At 35.9% G+C, this 25,811-nt stretch carries 25 protein-coding genes, 2 pseudogenes and 1 riboswitch; of the genes and pseudogenes, 20 read left to right on the forward strand and 7 right to left on the reverse strand.

Annotated features, from left to right (window positions below):
* The first annotated feature begins 6 nt into the window (after positions 1-6).
* From LJD61_RS04570 to LJD61_RS04590, 6 genes and pseudogenes are all read left to right on the forward strand, one after another.
* Positions 7-492, forward strand: a complete 486-nt coding sequence (locus LJD61_RS04570; protein ID WP_255226330.1) for a hypothetical protein — start codon at positions 7-9, stop codon at positions 490-492.
* 129 nt (positions 493-621) lie between these two features.
* Positions 622-696: pseudogene (locus LJD61_RS20670) on the forward strand (type II toxin-antitoxin system HicA family toxin); the annotation flags it as partial.
* 19 nt (positions 697-715) lie between these two features.
* Complete coding sequence (locus tag LJD61_RS04575; RefSeq protein WP_255226331.1) at positions 716-973, forward strand: type II toxin-antitoxin system HicB family antitoxin; 258 nt, start codon at positions 716-718, stop codon at positions 971-973.
* 627 nt (positions 974-1,600) lie between these two features.
* Positions 1,601-2,449, forward strand: coding sequence for a BRO-N domain-containing protein (locus LJD61_RS04580; RefSeq protein WP_255226332.1), 849 nt, complete (start codon positions 1,601-1,603; stop codon positions 2,447-2,449).
* Positions 2,450-2,622: 173 nt separating this feature from the next.
* Positions 2,623-3,852, forward strand: coding sequence for an RHS repeat-associated core domain-containing protein (locus tag LJD61_RS04585; RefSeq protein WP_255226425.1), 1,230 nt, complete (start codon positions 2,623-2,625; stop codon positions 3,850-3,852).
* Positions 3,849-4,052, forward strand: coding sequence for a hypothetical protein (locus LJD61_RS04590; protein ID WP_255226333.1), 204 nt, complete (start codon positions 3,849-3,851; stop codon positions 4,050-4,052). The genes LJD61_RS04585 and LJD61_RS04590 overlap by 4 nt, the downstream gene beginning before the upstream one ends.
* Positions 4,053-4,447: 395 nt before the next feature.
* On the opposite strand, the gene LJD61_RS04595 is transcribed toward LJD61_RS04590, so the two are convergent.
* Together LJD61_RS04595 and LJD61_RS04600 are read right to left on the reverse strand one after the other, a co-directional pair.
* The gene (locus LJD61_RS04595) at positions 4,448-4,996 is read right to left on the reverse strand and encodes a flavodoxin domain-containing protein (RefSeq protein WP_255226334.1); all 549 of its coding nucleotides are present in this window, start codon (positions 4,994-4,996) and stop codon (positions 4,448-4,450) included.
* On the reverse strand, positions 4,971-5,435 hold the full coding sequence (locus tag LJD61_RS04600; RefSeq protein WP_255226335.1) for a MarR family winged helix-turn-helix transcriptional regulator: 465 nt from the start codon (positions 5,433-5,435) through the stop codon (positions 4,971-4,973). The genes LJD61_RS04595 and LJD61_RS04600 overlap by 26 nt, the downstream gene beginning before the upstream one ends.
* 172 nt (positions 5,436-5,607) lie before the next feature.
* On the opposite strand from LJD61_RS04600, the gene LJD61_RS04605 reads away from it, so the two are divergent.
* A complete protein-coding gene (locus LJD61_RS04605) occupies positions 5,608-5,865 on the forward strand; it encodes a hypothetical protein (RefSeq protein ID WP_255226336.1) in 258 nt (85 codons plus the stop codon).
* A 431-nt stretch (positions 5,866-6,296) separates the two neighbouring features.
* On the opposite strand, the gene LJD61_RS04610 is transcribed toward LJD61_RS04605, so the two are convergent.
* The 4 genes from LJD61_RS04610 to LJD61_RS04625 form a co-directional block, all read right to left on the reverse strand.
* Positions 6,297-7,112: an SPOCS domain-containing protein gene (locus LJD61_RS04610; protein ID WP_255226337.1), complete on the reverse strand. Its 816-nt coding sequence runs from the start codon at positions 7,110-7,112 to the stop codon at positions 6,297-6,299.
* Between the two features lie 190 nt (positions 7,113-7,302).
* Positions 7,303-7,986 (reverse strand): SPOCS domain-containing protein, encoded by a 684-nt coding sequence (locus tag LJD61_RS04615; RefSeq protein ID WP_255226338.1) that lies wholly within the window; start codon positions 7,984-7,986, stop codon positions 7,303-7,305.
* A gap of 241 nt (positions 7,987-8,227) precedes the next feature.
* A complete protein-coding gene (locus tag LJD61_RS04620; RefSeq protein ID WP_255226339.1) occupies positions 8,228-9,844 on the reverse strand; it encodes an ArsB/NhaD family transporter in 1,617 nt (538 codons plus the stop codon).
* A 613-nt stretch (positions 9,845-10,457) separates the two neighbouring features.
* Complete coding sequence (locus LJD61_RS04625; RefSeq protein ID WP_255226340.1) at positions 10,458-11,573, reverse strand: DUF4932 domain-containing protein; 1,116 nt, start codon at positions 11,571-11,573, stop codon at positions 10,458-10,460.
* Between the two features lie 172 nt (positions 11,574-11,745).
* Between LJD61_RS04625 and LJD61_RS04630 the strand changes: the two genes are divergently transcribed.
* From LJD61_RS04630 to LJD61_RS04690, 13 genes and pseudogenes are all read left to right on the forward strand, one after another.
* Positions 11,746-12,432 (forward strand): response regulator transcription factor, encoded by a 687-nt coding sequence (locus tag LJD61_RS04630; RefSeq protein WP_255226341.1) that lies wholly within the window; start codon positions 11,746-11,748, stop codon positions 12,430-12,432.
* Positions 12,429-13,559, forward strand: coding sequence for a sensor histidine kinase (locus LJD61_RS04635; protein WP_255226342.1), 1,131 nt, complete (start codon positions 12,429-12,431; stop codon positions 13,557-13,559). The genes LJD61_RS04630 and LJD61_RS04635 overlap by 4 nt, the downstream gene beginning before the upstream one ends.
* Before the next feature lie 147 nt (positions 13,560-13,706).
* Positions 13,707-14,618, forward strand: coding sequence for an NUDIX hydrolase (locus tag LJD61_RS04640; protein WP_255226343.1), 912 nt, complete (start codon positions 13,707-13,709; stop codon positions 14,616-14,618).
* Between the two features lie 14 nt (positions 14,619-14,632).
* Entirely contained in the window at positions 14,633-15,304 is a 672-nt protein-coding gene (locus LJD61_RS04645; protein WP_255226344.1) for a cysteine hydrolase family protein, read from the forward strand.
* Positions 15,305-16,747 carry a nicotinate phosphoribosyltransferase gene (locus LJD61_RS04650; RefSeq protein ID WP_255226345.1) on the forward strand — a complete coding sequence of 481 codons (1,443 nt, stop codon included), beginning with the start codon at positions 15,305-15,307 and terminating at the stop codon, positions 16,745-16,747.
* Positions 16,748-16,953: 206 nt separating this feature from the next.
* A complete protein-coding gene (locus LJD61_RS04655) occupies positions 16,954-17,838 on the forward strand; it encodes a DegV family protein (protein ID WP_255226346.1) in 885 nt (294 codons plus the stop codon).
* 86 nt (positions 17,839-17,924) lie between these two features.
* Positions 17,925-18,770 carry a transposase gene (locus tag LJD61_RS04660; protein WP_255226347.1) on the forward strand — a complete coding sequence of 282 codons (846 nt, stop codon included), beginning with the start codon at positions 17,925-17,927 and terminating at the stop codon, positions 18,768-18,770.
* A 35-nt stretch (positions 18,771-18,805) separates the two neighbouring features.
* Positions 18,806-19,051, forward strand: a pseudogene (locus LJD61_RS04665) (integrase core domain-containing protein); the annotation flags it as partial.
* A 593-nt stretch (positions 19,052-19,644) separates the two neighbouring features.
* A riboswitch (cyclic di-GMP riboswitch) is annotated at positions 19,645-19,734 on the forward strand.
* Between the two features lie 876 nt (positions 19,735-20,610).
* Entirely contained in the window at positions 20,611-21,150 is a 540-nt protein-coding gene (locus LJD61_RS04670) for a sigma-70 family RNA polymerase sigma factor (RefSeq protein WP_255226348.1), read from the forward strand.
* Positions 21,151-21,396: 246 nt separating this feature from the next.
* The gene (locus LJD61_RS04675; protein ID WP_255226349.1) at positions 21,397-21,804 is read left to right on the forward strand and encodes a phage holin family protein; all 408 of its coding nucleotides are present in this window, start codon (positions 21,397-21,399) and stop codon (positions 21,802-21,804) included.
* A gap of 917 nt (positions 21,805-22,721) precedes the next feature.
* A complete protein-coding gene (locus LJD61_RS04680) occupies positions 22,722-22,910 on the forward strand; it encodes a hypothetical protein (protein ID WP_255226350.1) in 189 nt (62 codons plus the stop codon).
* Between the two features lie 6 nt (positions 22,911-22,916).
* Complete coding sequence (locus LJD61_RS04685; protein ID WP_255226351.1) at positions 22,917-23,267, forward strand: sigma-70 family RNA polymerase sigma factor; 351 nt, start codon at positions 22,917-22,919, stop codon at positions 23,265-23,267.
* Between the two features lie 778 nt (positions 23,268-24,045).
* Positions 24,046-25,086 (forward strand): leucine-rich repeat domain-containing protein, encoded by a 1,041-nt coding sequence (locus LJD61_RS04690; protein WP_255226352.1) that lies wholly within the window; start codon positions 24,046-24,048, stop codon positions 25,084-25,086.
* Between the two features lie 23 nt (positions 25,087-25,109).
* Here LJD61_RS04690 and LJD61_RS04695 read toward each other — a convergent pair whose 3' ends face one another.
* On the reverse strand, positions 25,110-25,637 hold the full coding sequence (locus LJD61_RS04695; RefSeq protein ID WP_255226353.1) for a C39 family peptidase: 528 nt from the start codon (positions 25,635-25,637) through the stop codon (positions 25,110-25,112).
* Positions 25,638-25,811 lie beyond the last annotated feature (174 nt).

Consider the following 25,811-nt stretch of genomic DNA (forward strand, 5'->3'; position numbering starts at 1 on the left):
AATAGTATGATAATAAATAAAAAAATGGAAGAAATGATTGAAGAAATTAAAAATGGAGATATTGATTATCAACTACCAAATATAAATATATTAGACAAGTTTCCTCCCCAAGTTATTGAATGGGATGGTTGTATCTTATTGCAATTAGGAAGTAATTTAGATGATTTACCAGAAAAATTTGAGTCTAATAATGTTTTTTGCGATAAAACTCAATTTGAGGCAACTAATAATCATGTTCATTTGTCAGATATTTTGCCAGAGTTAGATGATAACCCTAAACAATCCTTAAGAATAGCGTTAGAATTAATTGAGATTTGGGAGAATAAGTTAAAGACAGAGTTTCCTAAGGAGAAATTTCATCTTATAATATCTCATGATGAGTTTGGTAGCACTGTAAGGTTCTACAAAATAAGACCTTCAGATATTCCATGGATAAATATTAATAGCATTGATAATTACAAGGAAGAAGCAATTTTAGTAAAAGAAATATAATTATTTTATGCTGGAGGCGGTTATCCATATGATGACCGTCTTTCTTTCTTCTTAAGTAAAGAGTAGACATAAAATTTGTAAACCGAAACTGGAAATAGATAGACAGCGCAATATCACAGAAGAAAAACGGTTGTACCTGTTCATGGGAACAAGTCATTAGGTAGAGGTTTGTTAGAGGCTATTAAGAAGCAAGCAGGATTTTAAATGTAAGGGGAAGAGAAGTATGGATAGGAATATAATGTTTTATGCAGTTTTTGATTATGATGATGACCCAATATCAATATATTTCCCGGATTTACCTGGCTGTTTTTCATGTGGTAGTTCTACAGAAGAAGCAATGACAATGGCTAAAGAAGCATTAGACCTATATCTTGAGGATATGAAAGAAGATGAAATACCTAGGGCAAACCCATATGAAGAAATAAAAGCCAAAGGGCTAAATCAAAGGATATTTCCTATAAAAACATCAAGGAAGCGTTAGGACGGTTCTTTTTGCTTCTAAAATTTATACCTATACTATTGACAGCGGCAGCATGTAAAAGGAAATATATATGTAAGTAAAGAATATTCATATTTTTACTCTGCCTTTGTTTATAAGAAAAGCAGACATAGAGACGTAACAGCTCTGTTGAATGCAAGGTACTATGACCCAAAGATAGCAAGGTTCCTTACAGAGGATACCTATGGGGGGCAAATATATGACCTGCTGAGACAGCATGGGATAAAGAACATTCAAACAAAGCAGAACAAGATTTAGTGCAGAAATATTCAGATAAATGGACTGAATACAATTAAAAAGGAAGAAAAGACGGATATACAGTAAATAAAAATACAAATGAAATAGTAGGGAAAGAAAAAGGCAAAAAGGATAAAGAGGGCAAAAGCACAATTGTAATTAATAGAAAAGCGGTTAAGCCTCGAAATGCTGTGTTTCAAGCGTATTTCCAGCAAAAGATTAGTGAAGAAAAAACTAAGTCTTAGGCACTTGTATGCATCATGCGTAGACTTGTGAATATTATTATGGTACGCTGGAAAATCGACCGCCCAAACTATCAAAAGATAACGCTGTGTGATAAAATGGTAGCAGAAAATGTAAAGGGTGGGGGTTATGAGCAATATAAAACTTTTTGAATCAAAAAAAGTAAGATCCCAATGGAATGAAGGCGAGCAAAGATGGTACTTTTCTATAATAGATGTGGTTGAAATTCTTTCAGAAGCTGATAATGCTAGAAGATATTGGAGTGATCTTAAAAGAAAGCTGAAAAAAGAAGGCTTTGACGAACTGTACGAAAAAATCGTACAGTTGAGAATGGAAGCAAAAGACGGTAAACTTAGGGAAACTGATGCTGCTGATGCAACGACCTTACTAAGAATTATTCAGTCCATTCCATCGCCTAAAGCGGAGCCTTTCAAAAGATGGTTGGCCCAAGTTGGAAATGAACGGCTTGAGGAAATCGAAAATCCTGAACTTGCTACTCAACGGATTAGAGAAACCTACAAAATGAAAGGCTATAGCGATGATTGGATTGAAAAACGTATGCGTGGCATTGCAGTTCGCGATGAATTGACAGATGAGTGGAAAAAACGAGGAGTTAAGGAGCAGAAGGAATATTCAATTTTGACTGCCGAAATAAGCAGATCCACATTTGGAATGACACCCACTGAATATAAGAAATTTAAAGAATTAAACAGACCAACCGAGAACCTTCGTGACCACATGACAGACCTTGAATTGATTTTCACAATGCTTGGTGAGGCTTCTACAACAGAGATAGCACGAAACCGGGATGCACAAGGTTTTATAGAGAATCTTACGGCAGCATATGAGGGTGGTACTGTTGCCGGAAACGCCAGAAAAGAGCTTGAATCAAAAACGGGGCAGAAGGTTGTAACAAAGAAAAACTACAAGAAACTTACAGAAGGTGAGAAACGAAAGCAGTTGAAGGATAAGCAATAAAGTTTTTGACAGAAGCATTGGGGAGCAGTGGTTCTTTTTGCTTCTGATTATATATACATATTCATGACGGCAACATGCAAAGAAAATATGTATGATATGTAAGTAGAGAGTATTCATATTTTTACTCTGCTTTTGATTATAAGAAAAGCAGACATAGAGACCTAACAGGTCCGCTGAATGTCAGATACTATGACCCCAAGATAGCAAGATTTCTTACTGAGGTACCTATAGGGGACAAATATATGACCCGCATGAGCTTGAATCTATACATATACTGTTATAATGAACCAATAATGTATATAGACCCAACCGGACATATAGTAACAGATTGGGATAAAGAACATCTAAGCAAAGCAGAACAAGATTTAGTACAGGAATATTCAGATAAATGGACTGAATACAATGGAAAAGCAAATGACCCCGGTCTTACTCAAAAAGAAAAAGAAAAAGCATTAGAAGAAAGAGACAAACAACATGACGATTCTGAAAAAATAAGGGACAAGTATAGAAACGAAAATGAAGTAGGCAGAGGAGACGGATATGCAGTAAATAAAAACACAAATGAGATAGTGGGTAAAGAAAAAGAGAAAAAGGATAAAGAAGATAAAAAAGGTAAGAGCACAAATGATGTAGCTGGAAAAGACAAAATTAAACCTAGTACTCAAGGAACTATAGGGCTTGGAAGCACACCAAAGGGAACGGGCACTGCTGGAACATCTACAATATTCGCTATAAGTAGTGAGAATAAAAATGTGGACATTGCATATACCAAATGGTGGGATACTCATCCGCAGCTATCATATACTAATGATCCAAGATATTCTGAAATCTCCATAGCTGCTTTCCAAAATAAACTGCTTGATATGTCAAAGCGTGGTGTAGATGTAAGCAAACTATCTATAGAAGAACTATATAAGCTTTTTGAAGATGAAGCCAGCTTCCAATCAGGTGCCACCTTGGCATTGTCTGGCATTGCAGTAAGCATAACAAAGAATGGTGTTATGGCAGTCAGTGGGGGAGCGAGTAGTACTATAAAAGGATTTAATGCAGTAGAATCCAAAATTATCAATGAAGCGAAAACCATAATTAGCTCACCAGACTTTGCAAAGATTAAAGCTGCACATGGAGCTGGTCAGAGTGTGACAGTTAACATTGGGGATAGAATAATACAGTATGAGCCCGGATTACCTGCATCAGGAATGACAATGTTTGGAGAAAACGGATTCCTAATTGGTAGGGAAGCTTTTACCTCAAGTGGAGAATTGTCAAAAACGGTACTGCATGAATTATATAGGTTAAATACCAGTGCTTCTTCGGCGGGGATATCAGGAGGACTTGCAGCACAAGAAACAAAGGCAGCATTCGACTTTGCAGAAAGAGCATTTAAGGAGTTGATAATATGATATCATCAAAAACACAAAAATGGATTGAGGCGGGTAAGTTAATTGCTGAGAATCCAGATGCAAAGATTTTGTGCCCAGAATGTGAACAGAATAATCTTGAGGTAAAAGATATAAGAAACGACAACAATGTTTCAGAGTTAGAGAGAATAATGTATTGTTCCAATTGTGGAGCTAGAAATATTTTAAGATTGAAACGATAGAGCTATTATAAGGTCACACAGTTTCGGCTGATGAAAAGCATTGGGGACGGTTAATTTATTATAATTTTTATAGATTAAGATGTTTTTGTTTATAGAGACTGGGGGGGCATGCCCCCAGAGACTGTGAAAAAAAGGGGCTTTAACGTTACGTAACTGGGGTAAGGTCTATGGGGAGCTGTCCATCATGTATGAAGGCAGGCTTTCTGAGTAGCAAAAAACAAACGGCATATCAAGAGTAAATAAACGTCCTTTCCAAGGGCGCTCTTGACATGCCATTCGTTTTTCACTAAAGTGTAGTTAGGGCTTGCATGCCAAACTCTGGCCTGCAAACCCACACAAATATTGTCATAGAAAGCTATTTACAAAGAAAATTTCACACCGCCATGAAAATGTGATTATTTTCGGGCTTTTATGGCATCAATCATGGTGACGATGGCGGATTTGTCCGTAAAATCCACAACCTGACCATAGGTTGCCAGCATATCTTTCTCTTCCTTACTCAATTCGGCTTCAGGTTTCTTTCTGATCATTTTAACCATCATGCTCATCATGATGCGATGAATAAAATTGAGCCTCGGGTAATCAATGCCGCCTCTAAAATGGAAGATATTAATTTTGCTCTCCATTTCAGGAGTAAGCACCTTCGATAACGAACTGCGGATGCTGTTTATATTCTTTTCATCGCTTACATCAGCAGCGCCTACAGTAAAAAGGTACAGTGACTTATCCGCAATAGATTGAAACGACTTGGTGATCAACGAAACGCCGTTTACGCCGCCCGCATAAAGGCCGCCGCCATAAATAATGACATCATAATTTCGTAAATCTGAAGGTTTTATCCTTCCGGCTTCCATTAGCTCCGCGTCTAACTCCTGCGCAATCCACTGCGCATATCTTTTAGTAAAGCCATACCTGGATTTATATATGACGATCGCTTTTTTCATATTGCATTTTCATCCTTTCGAGATTGTTAAAAAGTGTTTCCATCGTGATTCTGGCGCTTTCCTGAAGATCAGCGTTAATTCCATCAAAAAGCTGTTCCAGAAAGGCAGCTCCCTTGGCTTCAAATTGGGTGAAGAACAGAAATGTCTTTTCAGTCAGAGCTACGGATAAATTCCGTTTATCCTGCTTGTTTACGCAAAGCGTAACATAGCCTTTAGCAGAGAGAACCCCCAGCATTTTTCGTACATTCTGCCTGGTGCTGCCAATAAACTCTGCTATTTCCGTTACGGATGGCTGTTTATTCTCCATATTAAAAATCATGATAAGCAGTAACCATTGCTTTAATGTCATCTGCTCCAAGAAAGCGTCTCCCAAAGTTTGCAGCTTATTTGCGAGAAGAAAAATACTGCCAAAGAGGTATTCTTTGGTCGGAATATCCATATTGTAATCCTCCAAATCATTACGCAACTTATTGCTTATTATTATACGCAACAAGTTGCGTTTTGTCAAACATATTGAAGGATTACACATTGTAGGAATTAAAATTGTTTTATGCTTGAGTTTAGGCTATAATAAAAATAATTATACAGATTTTTAAGAAGGGGTTGAGAGAATGACAAATGAAGAATTTCAAAACCTTGTATTAGAAAAATTAAACAAAATAGATAAAGAGGTAAATGGAATTAAAAATCATACCGCAAGTTTAATGGAATTTAGAACAGAAGTTAATGCACAATTGGAAACAATAAATAAAAGATTAGATACAACTAATGAAAAAATAGACACTATAATTGAGGACAATAAATCTATTCATGGACTTCTTGGAGAGCATGAAGTTGCGATAAGAACGCTAAGGCGCAAGCCGGTATAAGATGATTCTTTATATCGGCTTTTCTTTTTACTTCTATAATAGTATCCGAATATTTACAACGGCAATATCACAGAAGAAACAGGAGAAGCTGATAACCCATACAGATATGACGGAGAAACAGACCCATATAGGGAGTGTTCCGCAATCTGTGTAAACGGAATAATCTAACAAAAATTTTTGCATAATAATGCTTTTATTCATACGCAAGATAGGGCAACGCTGGGGAGCGACCCCCGCCTCGAGCAGAAGGAATATTCAATTTTGACTGCCGAAATAAGCAGATCCACATTTGGAATGACACCCACGTTTTAATAGCAATAACAGTAATTCCTTGGGTTATGACGATATTTCCGGCATTTTCATGATTATAAATCACAACTACCGGCTAAGCCGGTAGTTTGCTTTCCCGTATAAGGATTCAACATATTTTTTTATTGCTTGGTAATTTTCACTGCAAATTTTATAACATCTGTATCCATTATACCTTGAATATAAGGTAATACGTAAGCAGCAGTATCATTTTCAGCAGACATATCTGCTTCTTCATAATTTATGCTCTTACTTATACTGCCATTGTCAAGCAATTCAGCTGATATGATTTCACATGCATCTCCTATCTGTGCACCTTCTATAGGAATATAACATCTAAAAGGTATCCAAGCAGTTGTATGGCGAACAACCCCATCGACAGCTACAGGATTTAATTCATTAATCTTGACAGCAAGTTTTTCTTCTTCTTTCTTTTCCTCATTTTTCTTGTCTTCCTTATTCTCATCCTTTTCCTTATTACTATTTTTTTGATCCTCAGCTTTTACTGTATTATACATAATGGTTTTCTGTATATGGCCACCGACAAACACGGCGTTTTCAATTACATCTACATCTGATAATTCAAGCGTTCTTTCAGCATTAATTACTTTAAGCACCCTATCTTTTTCTGGTGGTGCAAAGTAAACCTCACTTTCAATTGCATGTTGACATATTTTTATATTAGATTCTTCGGAGGCTTCATTTATCCCCACAAAGGTTCTTTTAATCGCTGTGCCAGACTCCCGCTTCCTTTTGTTAGATTTGTTAGTTTCTTCGTTAGATTTGTTAGTCTCTTCGTTAGATTTGTTAGTCTCTGCGCTGGATTCCTCAACATCAGTTGCAGATTCACTTGATTTGTATTTTTTTTCTTCATTAGTCCTGCAGTTTTTTACATTTTTACTATGGTTATGTTTATATTTTGAATTATGAGTGTACAATTCAATTAACCTCCTTATTAACTATTAATTTAGTTAAGAAATAACATAACAGGTAGATTTAAAGGCTATCTATCCACATACTCAACAGCTGTAAATCTATAATTATAAATCTAACTGTAAAATCATCTGCAATCCCCTGTTTCCAAGTGGCTATTGTTATTTTTTACTTCAATGCAAGTAAAATGTGAATCTATGACTTGATCACTTTCACAACAATTTTTATAACATCTGTATCTATTACTCCTTGAATATAAGCTGGCTCATTAGTAGTATCATTTTCAGCAGATACATCTGCATCTTCATATTTTATATTTTTAATTCTGCTGCCATTATCAAGCAATTCGGTTGAAACAATTTCACATGAATCTCCTGTATGAGCACCTTCTATAGGAATATAACATCTAAAAGGTATCCAAGTAGTTGTATGACGAACAACCCCATCGACAGCTATTGGAATTAAATCAGCAATCTTTATAGAGGCTTCTCTTTTGCCTTTTTTTTCGCTATCTTTTTTATTCTTCTCTTTTTTATTTTTATCTTGTTTATCGTTGGCTTGTTCATTATTTTTCTGATCTTCATTTTCCTTATTATTGTTGTTCTGACCCTTCACAGTCTTATACATAATGCCTTTGTGAATTCGACCATTAACAAATACGGCATTTTCACTTGCTTCTGCATCTGCTAGCTCAATCTTTCTATCAATACTGATTATTTCGAGCACCCTATCTTTTTCAGGCGGCGCAAAGTATATTTCACTTTCAATCATTTGCTGGCATGTTCCTACATAAGCTGTATTAATAGATTCATTTATCTCAGGTTTTTCTATCGATTCGGTTTCCACAGCGTTTTTACCTGTGTTATAATCAATTGACATTTCAATTCCTCCTTATTTAATTTCCAATATATTTTTGAAGTGATAAATAATGTAAAACTTGCCTACTACATATTATTATGTGATATCAGCTTGGTTACAGTTTAAAGAAAATTTTTAGCATACGATTGAATCATAAAACTGAAGAGTTCTGATTATACTTGCCGATAACCTGAATTCTGATTATTTTCATTTATAATACAAGCTTTAGTTAAAAATAAAAGAATATTTAGTCCAAAGAACACTAAAATATTTTTAGATATAGAATCAATATTAAAGCATTCAAAACCACCATAATAAGTGAAAAAGGTATTGAAAAAGCTAAGTAATGCTTAAGATCAAAAATCTCCATCACACTTTTTTTGTCTTTCATTTTTAAATTAGGCAGCTTTAAGAAACGAGTTACTTCCCCTAATAATACAGGTCCACCAGTTGCTGACCACGGTAGCATACTACTTCCTGCCAGAATACCTAGAGCTAAGGCAGCGTATACCAAGTTGTTACCCACTATAGACGACAGTTGGTTACATATTGGCAGCAAAGTTGCAGCCGCAGGGCCAGCAGAGAGAAAAGTCGCTATAATAAATGCCATGAGCATAATACTTATTAATATTAAAGCTCCACTTTCTTCAGTAAAAGTTAGTACATAGTTTACAGCTATATTTAATATTCCACTATACTCCAACACTCCGCCTATTAAAAATAGTGCTACGATAAATATAAGTGAGTCTAGAACCGGTATAGCATTTATGGTGTCTTCAGGGTTATGATCATTAGTTATTAAAAGAATTGAACCGAATATCACTGATATAAATGCTATAGATAAATTTATAAATGGGCCTATGCAAATAAAAGTAATGAATAGAAAGAATAAAACCAGTGGTAATTTCGCTTTCTTCCAATTTATATTCATATGTGCCTCCTCAAAAGTATCAAACGGATCTGTTTTTATCATAAGCTTTTTATGCTTTTTTATAGGGGGAGGCTCCTTATCATGGGGTTTAGGTTTTATAGTGTAGTGAATTTTATTAATATCAGATGAAAGTTCTTCAGAAGGTTCAGTTCTTTTATAATGTGATAGTTGAATTTCCTGATTCTTAGTTCTTTTTATTGGCTTTGCCTTATCTTCATGGAGTTTAGGTTTAATAACATAGCTAATTACAGAAGTATCTGCTGGCAGTTTTCTATCTAAGCTTAATGGAGAAACGTTATTATCTCCTTTCCTGGTAAGAAGTGTTTGTTTTTCGGATGGATATTTTTTCTTCTCTAAGTAATTAAACCAAGTCATGCTATATTTAACTAGCAATATCGTATAAATAAAACAAGGAATAAATAATTTTATTAAGAAATCCCATAAAGAAAAATCTGTATATAATGTGATGATTACTGCTGGAGTATCGGCCCAAGGCAAGGCTGCTCCTCCTATATTTGATGCAATAATTGCAGATACTAGTAATGGTATAATAGGTAAATTAAATTTTAGTGCAAGTTTTAAGCAAATAAATGTAAACAACAGAATGACAGTTAGGTTATTCATGAATAATGAAGTAGCATACATTACTATAGGAAGCAGTATAACTATTAAAATTCTCTTCTTCTTGGAGTAACGGACAAATTGATAACCAATATAGTTAAAAAGGCCGCTTCTTTCAAATATTTTCGTAAATAACCCTAATACTATTATTAAGATAACTATTTCCTGTGGAAAGTTTTGAAATGCTAAATTAGCAGGAAATGAACCTGATAGATTACCGTATATTAATAGTATTGCTGACCCTAATACTGCAATCGGCGTTCTGTATTTTGTAAAAAACACCATTCCAAGATATGTTACGGAAGCTATCATCAATATATTTAACATAAATTCATCTCCTAATATTATGGTTATATATTCCAGATATATTCAACAATGATAATATTCATCGGATTTGAGAATGTGCTTGCCAGATTCCTATTTTTTTGGCCTTTCTCAGTTTAACTTATGCAAGGTGCTCATTTTAGGACACATGTTTTAGTATATTATTTCATCTAATTTCTTTGCTTTAAATTTAGTTATTATGAGGTTTGTTTTTATAGGAAGCATTAGGACAGTTCTTTTTGCTTCCGTATATCAGAAGAGAATAAGGCGTTATATATAGTCTGCTATGAATATGACAAAGTAGTACTTGAAATAATCGGACAAGGAAATGAAACAGTAAGAAATATATATGGCACAAACCTTCTTATAAGAGAAGCAGGCAATAGAACAGCTTACTACATGTACAACGGTCATGGAGACTTGACAGTCCTGCTGAATGCAAGATACTATGACCCCAGAATAGCAAGATTCTTACTGAGGATATCTATAGGGGAATAAATATATGACCCGTTAAGCCTGAATCTATATACTTATTGTTATAATGAACCAGTGTTGCGTTTTTTACTGGGTACAAAAAGACCACATCTAAAGAATAGATAGTGGCCTTTTATATTCATTATGGATATGTGACAATCAAATCTTCAATAATTAACGGTATAAACGTATTGAAATTTTTATATACGGCACGGTCGGCAAGATATTTGTTAATGCTTTTGCAAACGGTATCGATATAAATAAATCCATTTTCTCGCTCTTCCGCCAACAATTGCTCTGCTCGTTCAGGATTGTAATATTTCATCATCTCAACTACACAAGCTCTTAGAATCAGTTCTTCCAGAACGGTATCCCAATCAGAATAAGCGAGGCCTGCCATCTCTTCGGAAATTGGCTCCAATAAATGCTTGCTCTTTTCAATCCATTCGGCAAAATGTTCTTCACCGGAAATCGGGATAAAGCTGTGACCAAACTCGTGGGCTTCCAGTTCCGTAAAATAGTCACAATCCCAAAAGACAGGGATGCGGTCTGCTACATCATTGGGTCCCAGCAAAGAATAAATAAATCGCTGCTCGCCTTTGGCTATTGAGGGGCCAAAGCCTCCGGTGTGGAACAGGGTGACCAGCACCACATTATACTCGTCAAACTTCTGGCCATAGAACTCTTCCATGTAGCCAAGCAGGTTTTCTTCGGGCAAAATCGCCAGAGTATTATTCAATATAGTTTGGTAGTAATCTATATGCTTTTTAAAGAACGATTCAAAATCGCTGGCTAAATAGAAATCTTTCAGCAGGTCGAAAAACTCCTGCAGTTTTTCTATTTCATCAAAGTAGAAGTCATTTGAGTCAAACTGTTTGATATAGCTTCGATAAGCTTCTTCATCCACCGTAAAGTCCGGTCTCATAAACAGAATCATGGCAGGCGGTTCATCAATGGCACTAAAAGCTGCATTTTCATAATACTGCACGGCCGGATGATTATCATACTTTCTAAAATGATCATCAATGTCCTTTTTATAATTCGTGTAAAAACGGCTGATCAATCCATAACGGATATTCATATTATCCTTGCCCATGTATTGGACAATTGTCAGCAATTCCAGCTCCGGCCTCACCGACATAATAAGGCCATTGCGGGTAACGGTAATAGGCTTTGGCAGCTGCGGTTCTCCGCCGGCTTGTATGCTTCCGGAAAAAAGCAGAGTAAAGCAGCAAATGGCTATTATCATTTTTTTCATTATAAAACCTCCTCGTAAATTTTTGATCTTTTAAAAATATTATATAAAACAACAGGTTAAGAAAAGGTTAAGCTCAGAAATGTTTTTGCGTCTTAACTCAAAATTAACCATGACACTGCTATACTATAATTATGATAGTGTAAAGGACAGGTTTGACAAAGGAGGAAATAAAATGCGGCTATTGATTATAGAAGATGAAAATGATTTGCGCATTGCTTTGCTGCGGGGATTTCGGAAGCTGGGCTATCTGGCGGATGGAGCGGCAGACGGAGTGGAGGGGTTGGAACTGGCTCAAATAAATTCATATGATCTTATTATACTTGACTTGAACCTGCCGGGTATGGATGGCTTGGAAATATTGCGGGCCATCCGCGAAACGGACTGGCAGCAAAGAATTATCATTCTTTCGGCCCGTTCCGACTTTACCGATCGTATTGAAGGATTGAATTTGGGCGCTAACGATTACCTGATAAAGCCCTTTGATTTTGGCGAATTGGAAGCCCGTGTGCGCAATTTGCTAAGGCGGTCCTTCGTGCATAGGGAAAGCGTACTGCAATGTGAGGGGATTTTACTGGATACGGTGAAGCGTATTGTGAGGACTGCCGCAGGTGCAGTAGTCGAACTTCCGCCCAAGCAATACGCCATCTTGGAATACCTGTTTTTAAATCAAGGCAGACCGGTTAGCGCAGAGGAATTGCTTGAGCATGTGTGGGCCGGGGATGATGTTTTATTTTCCGGCACTGTCAAAGTGCATATAAGTTTGCTGCGTAAAAAGATGAGTGAGATCGTGGGATATAATATCATTTGCAATATACGAGGGGCAGGCTATCTGCTGGGAAAGGAGAAGGAGCAGGGATGAAGATACTTTCTTTACGCATGCGGCTGACGCTGGTTACGGTCGTAATCATAATTATTTTAGCCTTTATCCTGACCGGCAGTTCTATTTACAATGCAAGTTCCATATTCAAGGCAGCCCAATCCTCTGATAGTTCCAGTACGATCTATAATGTCAATTCGGCTAATGAGGGCGGTTATGCAGGCGAATATACAGATCAAGATACAATAACCATAGCTCAGGCCAGTGAGGAATTTAATGATCAGAGCATTATGCTTATGTGTGCCGTAATTGTGCTGGGCGGCTTTTTTACTTATTTTGCTTTGGGTTATGCTCTGAGGCCTGTACATCAATTGAGCCAAAAAATCAGTAGCATCACTGAAAATAACCTTAATGTCCGCATCGATGATTTTCAAGCCGGAGATGAAATCAACCGGCTGGCGGATTCTTTCAATATGCTTTTATCACGTTTGGAAAAAGCTTTTCACATGCAAAAAAGCTTTGCTTCTGCTGCCGCACATGAATTAAAAACGCCGCTGGCTGCTATCAAAACCAGCTTGGATGTGCTGCGGCTGGAAGAAAACCCTTCTTCGGAAGAATATGCCTGGGCGGTACAGGTAGCAGAGAAGCAGACCGGACGAATGATCAAACTGGTAAACGATTTGTTTACGATGTCTATGCAGCACGATTATGGTTTTGAAGACAGCGTGGATTTGAATTTGATGCTTCAGGATATTTTATGGGATTTACAGCCGCAAATAGAAGAAAAACAGCTTACTACAAGTATAACCGACAAATTCCAACGGCTTTTGCCTGCTAATTCAGCTATGCTCTATCGAGCTCTGGCTAACTTGGTGGAAAACGCAGTCAAATACAACGTTAAGGGCGGCAGTGTTGAAATTTGCCTTGCTGCAGAGGAAAGGCACGTGTCCATCAGGATTGCCGATAGCGGCATTGGCATCAGTCAGCAGCAGCGAGAGCGGATATTTGAGCCTTTTTACAGGGCGGATACTTCGCGTTCCCGCAAAACCGGCGGGGCCGGACTAGGTTTGGCGATTGCTAAAGATACCATAGAGCGTCACGGCGGTCAAATCGGGATTGAATCCAATGGCAACCAGGGTACAGTATTTGTGGTGCGCCTGCCTATTTAGCAAATCAATAAATATCTTTATTTATGATAAATGCAGGTGTTTTTATTAAATAATAAAAGCGTATTGACAAGAAAATATAAATGGCAATATAATGATAATAACAAAATGATAATATCATATAATAAATAACAAATTGAAGGTGATGTAATGCCGGATAATCTACTAATAAATAAACAGGGCCTTACCGAGGAGCAATTCTTAGCTGCATATGATGCGAGTAAATATGAGAGACCTTCGGTGACAGTGGATATGCTGATTTTTACAGTGACCGATGAAGAAAAGGAAAACTACAGGAAGCTTCCTGAAAAAGTCTTAAGGCTGCTGATGATTAAGAGAGGCGACCATCCATACATTGGACAATGGGCTCTGCCCGGTGGGTTTGTAAAAATGGGTGAAAGCCTGGATGAAGCTGCCATAAGGGAATTAAAAGAGGAGACCAACATTGATGATATATATATGGAGCAGCTTTATACGTGGGGGGATGCAGCCAGAGACCCGCGTACAAGAGTAATAAGCACCTCCTATATGTCATTGGCTGATAGTTCGACGCTTGAAATCAGAGCCAGTGATGATGCAGATGATGCAAAATGGTTTACGGTTTCCTGTAAATTGTATCAAGAACAAAAGACAGTGACTGAAAAGGGATACATACTTCAAAGACTGTTGAAATTAAGTTTGTCCAGCGATGAGGATAATCTTTCTGCAATTCTAAAGCTTGTGAAGACTGTAGAAGGGAAAGTGACAAAAGTAGAGAGAGAAGTCGTTGAATCAAATGGGATAGCTTTTGACCATGCGAAAATCATAGAGTATGGAATTGAAAGGCTGCGCAGCAAAATTGAGTATACGGATATAGCATTTAATCTGATGCCGGAACTATTTACTCTTACTGAGCTCCAGCAAGTATACGAAGTTATCCTTGATGCGGAGCTGTTAAAAGCAAATTTCAGAAGGAAGATCGCTGATATGGTGATCGAAACCAATGAGTATACCAAGGACGCAGGTCATAGGCCTTCAAAATTATTCAGGTTTAACCCAAACTGGAATAATATTTCAAAGTGAGAGGAGAAATCTATATGAGAATGATAAATAAAAATGAATTTTTGAAAAGAAGTGTTAAGACTCTTGAAGAAATATATGATATGCTGGCAAAACTCCCTGGTATCCGGTTGAAAGATTTACAGGGGAAACAAACAGCCATTGTAATAATTGATATGGTAAATGGCTTTGCCAGGGAAGGGGCGTTAAGGAGCCCGAGGGTGGAAGGCTTGATACCGGAAATAGCAGGATTGTTAAAGGCTTGCGACGAATTGAAGGTTGCAAAGCTTGCATTTGCAGACTGCCACACAAAAGCTTCGCCGGAATTTGATGCTTATCCGGCACATTGCATGGCAGGAACCAGCGAAGGGGAAATCGTTGACGAGCTCAAGGAGATCGGAGGCTATACTCTTATTCCTAAAAATTCTACAAATGGCTTCCTTGAAGAAAAATTTCAGAAATGGCTTAAGGAAAATGAACACATCAATACCTTCATAGTTACCGGTGACTGTACAGATATTTGTATACAGCAATTTGCGATAACATTAAAGACCTGGTTCAATATGCAGGACAAAAAAGCAAGAGTGATCGTTCCTGTAAATGCGGTTGAAACTTATGATTTAGGCTTGCATGACGGTGACCTGATGAATGCAGCGGCCCTATACAATATGATGATCAATGGAATAGAAGTGGTTGAGGGGGTAAAATAAATGGATAGGATGAACTTGGCCATGCTGACGGATTTTTATGAATTAACCATGGCAAATGGGTATTTTCAGAATGGCTTAAAAGATAAAATTGCATATTTTGATATGTTCTTCAGAAAGGTTCCCGATAACGGCGGCTTTGCAATAATGGCTGGAGTTGAGCAGCTTATACAGTATCTGAAAGACCTCAGATTTGATGATGAGGATATCGAATACCTGAGGAGTAAAAATCTGTTCAGTGAAGAATTTTTGCAATATCTTAAAGCTTTCAGATTAAGCTGTGATGTTTGGGCTGTACCTGAAGGCACTCCGATATTTCCCAATGAACCTGTAGTAACGGTCAGAGGACCTGTCATCGAAGCTCAGTTTATTGAAACAATGATTCTATTGACAATAAATCATCAAAGCCTCATAGCTACAAAATCAAATCGTATCGTCAGGGCTGCCCAGGGAAGGGACATCATGGAGTTCGGCTCAAGAAGGGCTCAAGGCTATGATGGAGCTATATACGGTGCGAGGGCTGCATACATAGGCGGGTGCGTTGGAACTGCATGTACGATCGCAGAGAAAGAATTTGGTATTCCGGCTATCGGCACGATGGCGCATAGTTGGATTCAGATATTTTCAAATGAATTAGAGGCGTTCCGTGCTTATGCAAGAACATATCCTGATAATTGTACACTTCTTGTAGATACCTATAATGTATTAAAATCCGGTGTTCCCAACGCAATAAAAGTATTTAACGAGGAGGTACTTCCGAGAGGCTTCAGGCCCACGGGAATCAGGATCGATAGCGGTGATATTACATATCTTTCGAAAGAAGCCAGAAAGATGCTGGATGAAGCCGGGTTTCAGGATTGCAGAATCGTTGCGTCAAATTCACTGGATGAATTTATTATCAGGGATATACTTATACAAGGCGCACAGGTGGATTTGTTCGGTGTCGGGGAGCGCCTGATCACTTCCAAGTCAGATCCTGTGTTCGGCGGGGTTTACAAGCTGGTAGCAGTCGAAGAAAATGATGAAATTATTCCTAAAATAAAGCTTAGTGAAAATGTAGAGAAAATAACCAATCCGGGGTTTAAACAAATTTGGAGGCTTTTTGATAAGAAAAGCGGAAAAGCAATTGCAGATGTGCTTACAAAGAATGATGAGACTATAGATGAAAGCAAGCCTTATGAACTATTTGATCCTGAATATACATGGAAAAGGAAGACTGTATCTAGCTTTATTGCGAAAAGGCTTTTAATCAGACTTTTCGATAAGGGCACCTGTGTATATGCAAGTCCAAAGTTAAAAGAGATAAAGAGTTATTGCAAGGAGCAGATCGATACATTATGGGATGCGGTAAAAAGATTTGAAAACCCGCATAAATACTATGTCGATTTGTCAAAGCCATTGTGGGATATAAGAGAAAGATTACTGCAAGAGTATTCGGCAAAATAGAAATTGATGGCGGTAGCACGTAAAGGAAAAATATATATGCAAGTGCTTAAAATGTGAAAAAGTAGAAAATTTTACATTGATGTGGTATAATAACTTACTAAAACCAATTTAGTTTCTGGAATTAATGTGCACTTATGAATAGAACAAAAATATCGTGTATAAAAAGTATAAAAAAATAATTACCATGGTATAAAGGAGCATCGAATATGTCTGATTATGTTCTTACTTGTTGTTCTACAGCAGATATGCCATATGAGTACTTTCAAAAAAGGAATATCCCATTTGTTTGTTTTCATTACAACATGAACGGGAAGGAATATTTGGATGATTTGGGACAAACCATGTCTTTTGAAGAATTTTATGGTAAAATTGCGGCAGGAGCGATGCCAACTACATCCCAGGTGAACGTAGAGCAGTTTATTAGATTTTTTGAACCGTATTTAAAGGATGGCAAGGAAATCTTACACATTTCCCTTTCCACGGGTTTGTCCGGAGCTTACAATTCAGCCTGTGTAGCGAGGGAGGAACTTTTAGAAAAATATCCGGATCGAAGAATCCTGATTGTGGATTCGCTGGGTGCATCATCGGGTTATGGACTGCTTACCGATGCGGTTGCTGACATGAGGGACAATGGCGCAACACTTGAAGAGGTGTACGCTTGGGTAGAGGAAAATAAACTGAATGTGCACCATTGGTTTTTTTCCACCGATCTTACACATTATAAACGCGGCGGCCGTATATCAGCTGCATCTGCAATTGCGGGAACTCTGCTGAACATATGCCCACTGTTAAATATGAGCTATGACGGAAAACTAATTCCCCGCATGAAGATTCGCGGCAAAAAACACGTTATCGCCGAGATTGTGCACATGATGGAAGTGCATGCGCAAAACGGTGCCGAATACTCTGGCAAGTGCTTTGTGTCCAATTCAGCATGCTATGACGATGCACGCAAGGTGGCGGATCTGGTCGAGAAAAAATTTCCCCACCTCGACGGCCCGGTCATGATCAACAGTGTGGGCACCGTAATCGGTGCGCATACAGGACCTGGGACTGTTGCACTTTTCTTTTTCGGTGACAAGCGAGAATAAGTGCCAGGCACGACGTTTAGACGGATATTGAATTAGGGACAGCCTTCTGATATTATGTAAGCAGCATAGTATCAGGAGGTTTTTTTATGGGGAGACCTTGGAGAGAAGAGTACAAGGGCGGAATATATCATGTTATTGCAAGGGGGAACAACAAGGAGTACATATTTAAGGAGGACATTGATAAGGGGTATTCCATCAAGCAGCTAAAAGAGTCAATAGATGGAATGAATTATCGGGTTTTTGGATATGTCTTGATGGACAATCACTACCATATTCTGATACAGACAATGGATAAGAAACTGCAGGAGATAATGCATCAGATTAATAACAAATACAGCAAGTATTTCAATGCTAAGTATAAAAGAGTAGGACATGTATTTCAAGGAAGGTACAAGGCAATCCTCGTGCAGGATGAGAGATATCTGATATGGGTATTGAGATATATACATCAGAATCCGGTACAAGCGGGTATATGTGAGACGGTCAGTGGATATAAATGGAGCAGTGATGTTTTTTACAGAAGAGGAATCAAAGGTTTCGTAAACGTGGATATTGTGCTTAACATGCTGGCTGCTGACAGGAATAAAGCGGTGAAAAAATATATGGAGCTGATGTCTGAGAGAGAGGAAAAGGATTATGAAAAAGAGGAAATTATCGGAGATGAAGCGTACCAGCTTATGTGTCTAAGCAGGAGAAAAACAGAGGAACGAAAACGGCTGGATGAGATACTGATAGAAACGGGAATTAGTGAAGAAGATTATGTATTGGTAAAATCAGGTTCAAGGAAAAGAAGACTGACACAATACAAGCTGGAATATGCAAGAGCGGCATTATGCCTGAAATATACATATAAGGAAATCGCACATAACATCAACATAACAGAAAGCTCAGTAAAGGATCTGATCTATAGAAATGAGAGCAAAAGTGAATAACAGTCTAAACGTCTGGCACTTATTTCCTTATTTCGATAGCTAAAGAATTTGAAGGATTCTGCAATAGCAATAGCTTAATTCATCAAAGGATACCTGTAAAAACTCCTAATATGAATGCACACATAGAATCATTCCACTCTATATTAGAAGATGAATGTTGCAGTCGCAATGAATGGAGCAGCTTCAAGGAGGCATATAAAGCAGTAGCAGAATATATGAATTATTACAATAACCGTAGAATACATGGAAGCATAAAATACATGGCTCCAAATAGATTCTAAGATGCATTTATAAATAAGACTATAAATGCTAAAGATTTGCTGCATGATCTCCATAGTTAGGGGGTCAAGCCGCCAGTGGTGTCGTACAGGACGGCAAAAGGTTATACGTCTATCTTGCAAAATACGTGTTAGTAGAAGGTGGAAATCCACGATTTCTGTGGATTTTCTCGTATTTTCGGGTTCATCCACTGAGTACTGTCAAAAAGGGTTTGCTGGTGATGATTGCGGTTTGATCTGAACATTCCGCGTTCTCCTTTGTATACCAAATATGTTGATATTTACTATGTCTAGTATACGCGGAAATACCTTGGGGCTCAGTATTCTCAATGGTTTGTGAAGTTTTCAATATTTGAATTACCAGTTTTATACAGGAGCCATTGCAGTGAAATCAAATTTAGATGTTCTAAGATAAAATAGGGGGAGAATATAAATCGGCCAACAAAATAAACAGTATTATTTATGAATTGGTCATACATAAATAGAATAGCAAATTGAAACATTTTACATTTTTTGCCGTCTAAATAGTGTACGATTAATAAATCAAAACTCACTTAATTGAAAACTTTTGTGAATTATTTTACAAAAAAAATCATCAGCGCTAAGGGTAAATCTGTCAGAAGATAGGGACGCAAAGCCATAAAGTCTAAGGTATTTATCGGTACTATGACTGCCTGGTTGCCATAGATGGATACGTGTCTACATCTGCCATTTTAGCGGTAGATTTTTTGTCTGTTGAGCACAATATTCATTACTTTAGTGCTGAAGGCCACAAGAAAGCTGACTATTTTCGACAACATATGACAGTGATGTAAACATTGTCCTTATCATTACTTTTGTTTCTGATTTTTAAGTAAGCGAGATGCTGATAGATGAAAAATAAATTTATGTTAATGGTGCTAAAATATCGGGTTTGGATTATCTATATTTATTTTCTGTTCTTATGGAATAAAATATGGCCTCCGATTATCCCACAACTTAATATATGCCATATAATCCGGAAAACCACAATTTGTTATAAACAAATTGTGGTTTTCTTATTGACAAAATCCTTATTTATTCGACTAACGAGCCTAAAGCTTACTTCCTTATTTCCAAAACCTTTTGGAGTAAATAAGATAAGACTTTTTGTATTTTAAGATACTCATTGTCGTTCCCTTCTTTTATCTTTCTAGTTTATAAAATCACAAATTACAAATGGTGGGGATAAAAATGCAAAAGAATAAACGGATATGCTTTTTATTGACAAAGAACCCTTCCCAACAAAGAAAATTAGAAGATATTACCTGGACAAGCTTTCTCTTGAAAGTACTTATAATCTAAATCTGGCAGGAAAAGTAATTCGGATTGATTGCACTCTACCTCAAACAGGTGAGCACATAAGCAGACTGATAATGACCTATTATTATCACTCTTAATAAGACTATAAAAAGGCTATCAGAACTACAAACTTAATACTGATTTATTCATTGATACTGTTATTTGAAGATTTTACAAATTTTATAGTTTACATTTTCTGTGTCTCCACCTCTTTAACAAATAGAAAGGTGGGATAGTGTGCCATGTTGACAGATTTAATTTTCAAAGCGCAAGAAGGAAATGATGAAGCAAGTCTCCGTCTAATAGAGCAGTTTAAACCTTTGCTTAGAAAATACGCATATAAGCTTAGTTATGATGATGCATACAATGACCTATTAGTGGATTTTTTAGAAATTATTCAAAGCATTGACATTAATAATCTTCACAATAATTGTAACGGGAGCATAGTTTCATATATTTGTAAATCAATATATTCAAGCTATATTGATAAATCAAAAGCTAAACATAAATACTTTCAATCTGTGATCCCTTTTTCTGGGCTTAGTGAGAATGAACAGTATTATGCTGAAGTATCTCTGTCATCATTTGACAATTATGATATTTTGTTAATATTAAGTCTTGATAAAATTTTGAATCAGCATGAGTTCCTTGTTATTTATATGATTTATTTTTCCGGGTATTCTTCAGCAAGTATTGCACAAGCAAGCGGTATATCCAGACAAGCAGTCAATCAAACGAAGGTTAGGGCTTTAAAAAAGTTGCGAAATGCTCTTGCTGTTTAGTCAAAATTAATACAACCGATTCTAACATTCTGAGAAAGAATTATTATATTTCTATAGTAAGTGAAAAGTGTAACGGTACTGATTTGAACAGGCTAGGTTAAACAATACTAATACATAATGTTACCAGAGAGATAGCTTATAGACTACGGTGTATTTTTATAAAGGAAAACGGATTTACTATTCTGTGTAGTATTTCTCAGATTGTTTCTTATATATTCACAAATTCTACTATATAAGGAGGAAAAGATGAAAAATAGTAATGGATTATTACAAGCTATATGCACCTTTATTGGTGCATTTATTGGACGCTATATAGGAGGATTTGATGGTATTATTTATACCCTGTTAGTTTTCATCGTTGTTGATTACATAACCGGAGTTTTGGTTGCAATTATTCAACAAAAGTTATCAAGTGAAATTGGATATAAAGGTATCAGCAAAAAAGTCTTAATTTTTATGCTAATAGGGATAGGCCATGCGATTGATAGCTATGTAACTGGACAGCAGGGAGCAATACGGACTGCTATTGCTTTCTTTTACTTGGCAAATGAGGGTATAAGCATTATTGAAAACTACACGAAAATAGGATTACCTATACCACAAAAACTAAAAAGCATATTGAAAGAATTACATGACGACGCTAACATTAAATAAAAAAGCATTTTGGATAACCTGATTAGACCTAAAGTGGTAAATTTGATTGCATATTAAAGGTTGCTGATGCTTCCTACATATGATTTAGGCAGTAAATTGGCTGATACTATCGCTCGGGCGGTGGAGTGCAATGGTAGTTATGGTATAATTGAATATATTCCATTTATGTATTGCACTGTCTGTTTTGCTTTCCGGAAAATATAGACAGCGCTGTTTATTTCTTGGTTTTTTACCTGTTAGTGCTATTCCACAGCACAAGGGCGGAATATATAAAGAGCTTCTTTTTCAGTGTAAAATAAAAAGCTTCAAGCTATTTTTAAAGCATGGACCATTTTTGTCTGGATTTGAATTGTAACCACAAAAAACCTTACACAATAAAAATTATAAGCAAGCGGTCTTACAATTCCGTATTTCCTTTCGTTCCGTTCCTTCTCCTTCAGTATCTCCATGTCATAATAAATTCCATAAGAAAATATTAGCAAAAAAAATTTAGTTTATCGTTTACAAAGAGCATAATTTTTTCTCTTTATAATATGAGATTCAAAAACAATGAAACCTTTGTAGTGTTTGCTACAGAAGCCACTATCCAAGCGATTTCTATATTTTTGACTTTCAAATAAATAATTAAAGGGAATGATGAGTGCTTATATGATATAAAAGGCATTTAATTACTCTTACCTAAGTACATTAGCCGGAACTGTATTAATAATTGAATTTCTAAAAGAAACACCGAGCATTACAGGAAGTCTGTACACGGTCACTTATTTCTATTGTGATACTCATTGTTACATTAGGCACTAACATATTTACTCAGAAGTTCTTCCTAAAGTATATTTTCTAATGCGGCCTAAATGCTTTATTAATAGCGTCTTCTGCAATCGGAAGTTGGGATATTTTAATTGGAAGGAGGAAAAACAATGGAAAATAATCTATACAAGCTTATTGTAGAAGCACAAAAGGGTAATAAAGATTCATGCATAACATTAATAGACCAGTTTAATCCAATTGTAAAGAAATATAGCAAAAAATTAGGTTATGATGGAGCTGATACTGATCTTATTATCTGGTTAATTAAAACAATTAATAAGATAAACAAAAGGAGGTAGCACTGCATGAATCAAGATAAGGAAATTGTTGCATATATAGCTAGAGGGATTAAAAATGAGTACATAAGATTATCAAGAAAAAATAGCCTTATATGTAAAAACGAAATTCCTATATTGGAAGATATGCAGATTACAGATGAAGACAGACAGGATTCTATCGAATTACGAATTGAGATTCAAAGTGCGCTATTACAACTCACTCCACTGCAAAGAAAGATTATTGAGGAAATAATTATTAAAGATCGCAAAGAAAAAGATGTTGCTAAAGAGTTGGAAATAACAAGACAAGCTGTCAATAAGGCAAAAAAATACGCTCTTAGAAAATTGAGATCATTACTCTTGGATGCTCTTACTTAATGTAGGAGCTATATTATTGCGTTTTTATGAAATGCGGATATAATCACATATAAACTCATAAATTTCCGATGAATGTTTTTTTGTAAAGGTAGTTTAGCTATACTACTTGTATAATATTAACAAGTACTGATTTTAAGTGGCTTGCAGGATGTTAGTAATTGTAAATTTATTAAGGAATATGAATTTTATTCTGAAATTCCAAATTTGAAGTATACCAATTCGAATTGGTTTTAGCAAACAGAATGTTATATATTATAGAATGCTCGATACTAAAACAGGTATACAAGCAACTGCATGGAAAATAAGTAATATCTCAATAAACAAAGATAATCAATTAAGCATTGAATCAGGATTGAACCTGGTGAGATTGATAAATTATTTATTGATTCAGTAAATGACAAGAATACAATTCATAGATATATAGTTTTTATAATAGCTGATAACAGTAGTGCTGCATTAAATAGTTTTACAAAAATCAATAGTAATAATCTACAGGTATAATCTGCACCCATAAGAAAAGTATGGATATCGTTATATAAAAAGTGAAGGTGCCATTAAGCCTAATGATATAAAGTTTTAAAATTTAATATTATTTGTTGACCAAGCACAATGCTAACAATGAAGTATACTCCCTTTTTAAGTTGAACCGCTTTCTTTTGGTACCTGGTAGCTTCGTGACATTTAAGGAATTAATTAGCTTGCTTATGTATTCACAAAATGAGCCATATATAGTAAAATATAGCTGATTTAATCTTATATTTCACGAAGGGGGATTGCAATGAAATTTATTAAAATGTCTCTATTAGTTCTAATGTGTACTCTTTTTATTATTGGGTGCAGTAATACTCAGTATAACAAAAACATATCTAATACTTCGACTAAAAATGGTAGCAATGAAATATTATATGGTAAATATCCTGAACCTTTAGTAAAAGCAATAGGAGAAAATATTGATGTGAATAAAAATTATAAAGAGCTTACAAAAGATGATTTGAAGAAGGTGAGAAATTTTTATTTCGAGAGGGAGATGGATGAAAATTATCCTGATAAAAATTACGGTTTCCAGGATGGTAAAAAATATGATTTTTCCATTCTTTTAGAGATGCCAAGTCTAACAGCCCTGGATGTAGACCTTGGTGAAAATATAAAATTGGAAGACTACTCAATACTAAGACAATTGAGCAAATTGGAAAGACTAGTTGTTGGCAATGTAAATGATAATGATATTAAAGATATAGTGGAATTAACTTCGTTAAAATATTTCTATATTTGTAACAGTAAGGACATAACGAATATCGAGTTCCTAAACGATATGAAACAATTAACATTCTTTGGACTTGATAACGTGCCAAATGTTCATGATTATCAGCCACTAAATAATTTAACCAATGTTGAACATGTAAATTTAACAAATAGTGGATTAACTGAAAAAGATGTAAATAGTTTTCCTGACATGGATGCAATAGAAACGCTTTCTCTCTACAATAATAAAATAGTATCGTTAAATAATTTTCCCGAAATGAAAAACCTTCAGTATTTACTATTAAGCAATAACCCTTTAACAGAAATCAATATTTTGTCTGGTAAAACGCCAAGCCTGAAAGTATTATTGTTAGATAATACAAAAATATCTGACCTAAATAAACTATCAGGAGTAAATAATATAGAATCTATAACTTTAAGGAATACTGGTGTAAAGAGAATATCACCACTTAAAAAATATAAGAATTTAAAAGAGATTAACATAGACGCGAACAATGTTGAAGATTTAGATATGTTTAAGGGCAGTTCAGTAATTATTGGTGAAATCGAGGGGTAAATTAATTACCCCTCTAATTTTTATTAATAGAAGAAATGAATAGTTTTTAAATCGCCACTATAATGATTCATTACATCGGCTAATGTGTAATGGTCTGTGTATCCAGGGTCTACAATTTTAAACATAGCTGCTGTTGCTCCTGCTGGTGAAGGATACTCAACACCACCTTCATCTAAGAAGAATGCCAAAGTACCGTGGAAACCATTCACAACAACAAAGTGCTGTCCTCCTGTATTGTTATTCTTTACATAAACAATAACAGGTCTCTCATTGTAGTAGAGTTCGTTAAACAAATCTGTTTTTAGTGTAGCAAAGTCAGACATTGCTCCACCTGATGGAATTCTTGTATGACTTAATTCTAACTCTCTAGCAATTTTTGACCAGTCTACAGTTGTAGTACCACCATTTGCAGACTTAATATCTTTATAAGTGTAATTTGCACCCGTGACAAAGTTTACATCCATAGTGGCAGAAGCTATACCACAGCCATCAGGATCGTTTTGAGCAACCCTTGTTATAGGATAATTAAGACTTACTGTTTTGTATCCCATTAGAATATTCCTCCTCTATACTTTTTTAGTTATTCAAACGGCCGTTTGTTTAACCTTTCACTATATAAAAAGATATTTATACTGAAAAAAGCAACCTGTGAAAAATATATTTAAACTGGTTCTTTCCAGCGTTAGTTGATATTGCGCGTTTTCTCAAGCGAGAGTAAGTGCCAG

Source organism: Lutispora saccharofermentans, assembly GCF_024363565.1.
GTDB lineage: Bacteria > Bacillota > Clostridia > Lutisporales > Lutisporaceae > Lutispora > Lutispora saccharofermentans.

Bases quoted from the DNA above. Each gene is read 5' to 3' on its own strand.
- LJD61_RS04570 (WP_255226330.1), top strand. From the start codon at position 7: ATGATAATAAATAAAAAAATGGAAGAAATGATTGAAGAAATTAAAAAT.
- LJD61_RS04575 (WP_255226331.1), top strand. From the start codon at position 716: ATGGATAGGAATATAATGTTTTATGCAGTTTTTGATTATGATGATGAC.
- LJD61_RS04580 (WP_255226332.1), top strand. From the start codon at position 1,601: ATGAGCAATATAAAACTTTTTGAATCAAAAAAAGTAAGATCCCAATGG.
- LJD61_RS04590 (WP_255226333.1), top strand. From the start codon at position 3,849: ATGATATCATCAAAAACACAAAAATGGATTGAGGCGGGTAAGTTAATT.
- LJD61_RS04595 (WP_255226334.1), bottom strand. From the start codon at position 4,996: ATGAAAAAAGCGATCGTCATATATAAATCCAGGTATGGCTTTACTAAA.
- LJD61_RS04600 (WP_255226335.1), bottom strand. From the start codon at position 5,435: ATGGATATTCCGACCAAAGAATACCTCTTTGGCAGTATTTTTCTTCTC.
- LJD61_RS04605 (WP_255226336.1), top strand. From the start codon at position 5,608: ATGACAAATGAAGAATTTCAAAACCTTGTATTAGAAAAATTAAACAAA.
- LJD61_RS04615 (WP_255226338.1), bottom strand. From the start codon at position 7,986: ATGTCAATTGATTATAACACAGGTAAAAACGCTGTGGAAACCGAATCG.
- LJD61_RS04620 (WP_255226339.1), bottom strand. From the start codon at position 9,844: ATGTTAAATATATTGATGATAGCTTCCGTAACATATCTTGGAATGGTG.
- LJD61_RS04625 (WP_255226340.1), bottom strand. From the start codon at position 11,573: ATGAAAAAAATGATAATAGCCATTTGCTGCTTTACTCTGCTTTTTTCC.
- LJD61_RS04630 (WP_255226341.1), top strand. From the start codon at position 11,746: ATGCGGCTATTGATTATAGAAGATGAAAATGATTTGCGCATTGCTTTG.
- LJD61_RS04635 (WP_255226342.1), top strand. From the start codon at position 12,429: ATGAAGATACTTTCTTTACGCATGCGGCTGACGCTGGTTACGGTCGTA.
- LJD61_RS04640 (WP_255226343.1), top strand. From the start codon at position 13,707: ATGCCGGATAATCTACTAATAAATAAACAGGGCCTTACCGAGGAGCAA.
- LJD61_RS04645 (WP_255226344.1), top strand. From the start codon at position 14,633: ATGAGAATGATAAATAAAAATGAATTTTTGAAAAGAAGTGTTAAGACT.
- LJD61_RS04650 (WP_255226345.1), top strand. From the start codon at position 15,305: ATGGATAGGATGAACTTGGCCATGCTGACGGATTTTTATGAATTAACC.
- LJD61_RS04655 (WP_255226346.1), top strand. From the start codon at position 16,954: ATGTCTGATTATGTTCTTACTTGTTGTTCTACAGCAGATATGCCATAT.
- LJD61_RS04660 (WP_255226347.1), top strand. From the start codon at position 17,925: ATGGGGAGACCTTGGAGAGAAGAGTACAAGGGCGGAATATATCATGTT.
- LJD61_RS04670 (WP_255226348.1), top strand. From the start codon at position 20,611: ATGTTGACAGATTTAATTTTCAAAGCGCAAGAAGGAAATGATGAAGCA.
- LJD61_RS04675 (WP_255226349.1), top strand. From the start codon at position 21,397: ATGAAAAATAGTAATGGATTATTACAAGCTATATGCACCTTTATTGGT.
- LJD61_RS04680 (WP_255226350.1), top strand. From the start codon at position 22,722: ATGGAAAATAATCTATACAAGCTTATTGTAGAAGCACAAAAGGGTAAT.
- LJD61_RS04685 (WP_255226351.1), top strand. From the start codon at position 22,917: ATGAATCAAGATAAGGAAATTGTTGCATATATAGCTAGAGGGATTAAA.
- LJD61_RS04690 (WP_255226352.1), top strand. From the start codon at position 24,046: ATGAAATTTATTAAAATGTCTCTATTAGTTCTAATGTGTACTCTTTTT.
- LJD61_RS04695 (WP_255226353.1), bottom strand. From the start codon at position 25,637: ATGGGATACAAAACAGTAAGTCTTAATTATCCTATAACAAGGGTTGCT.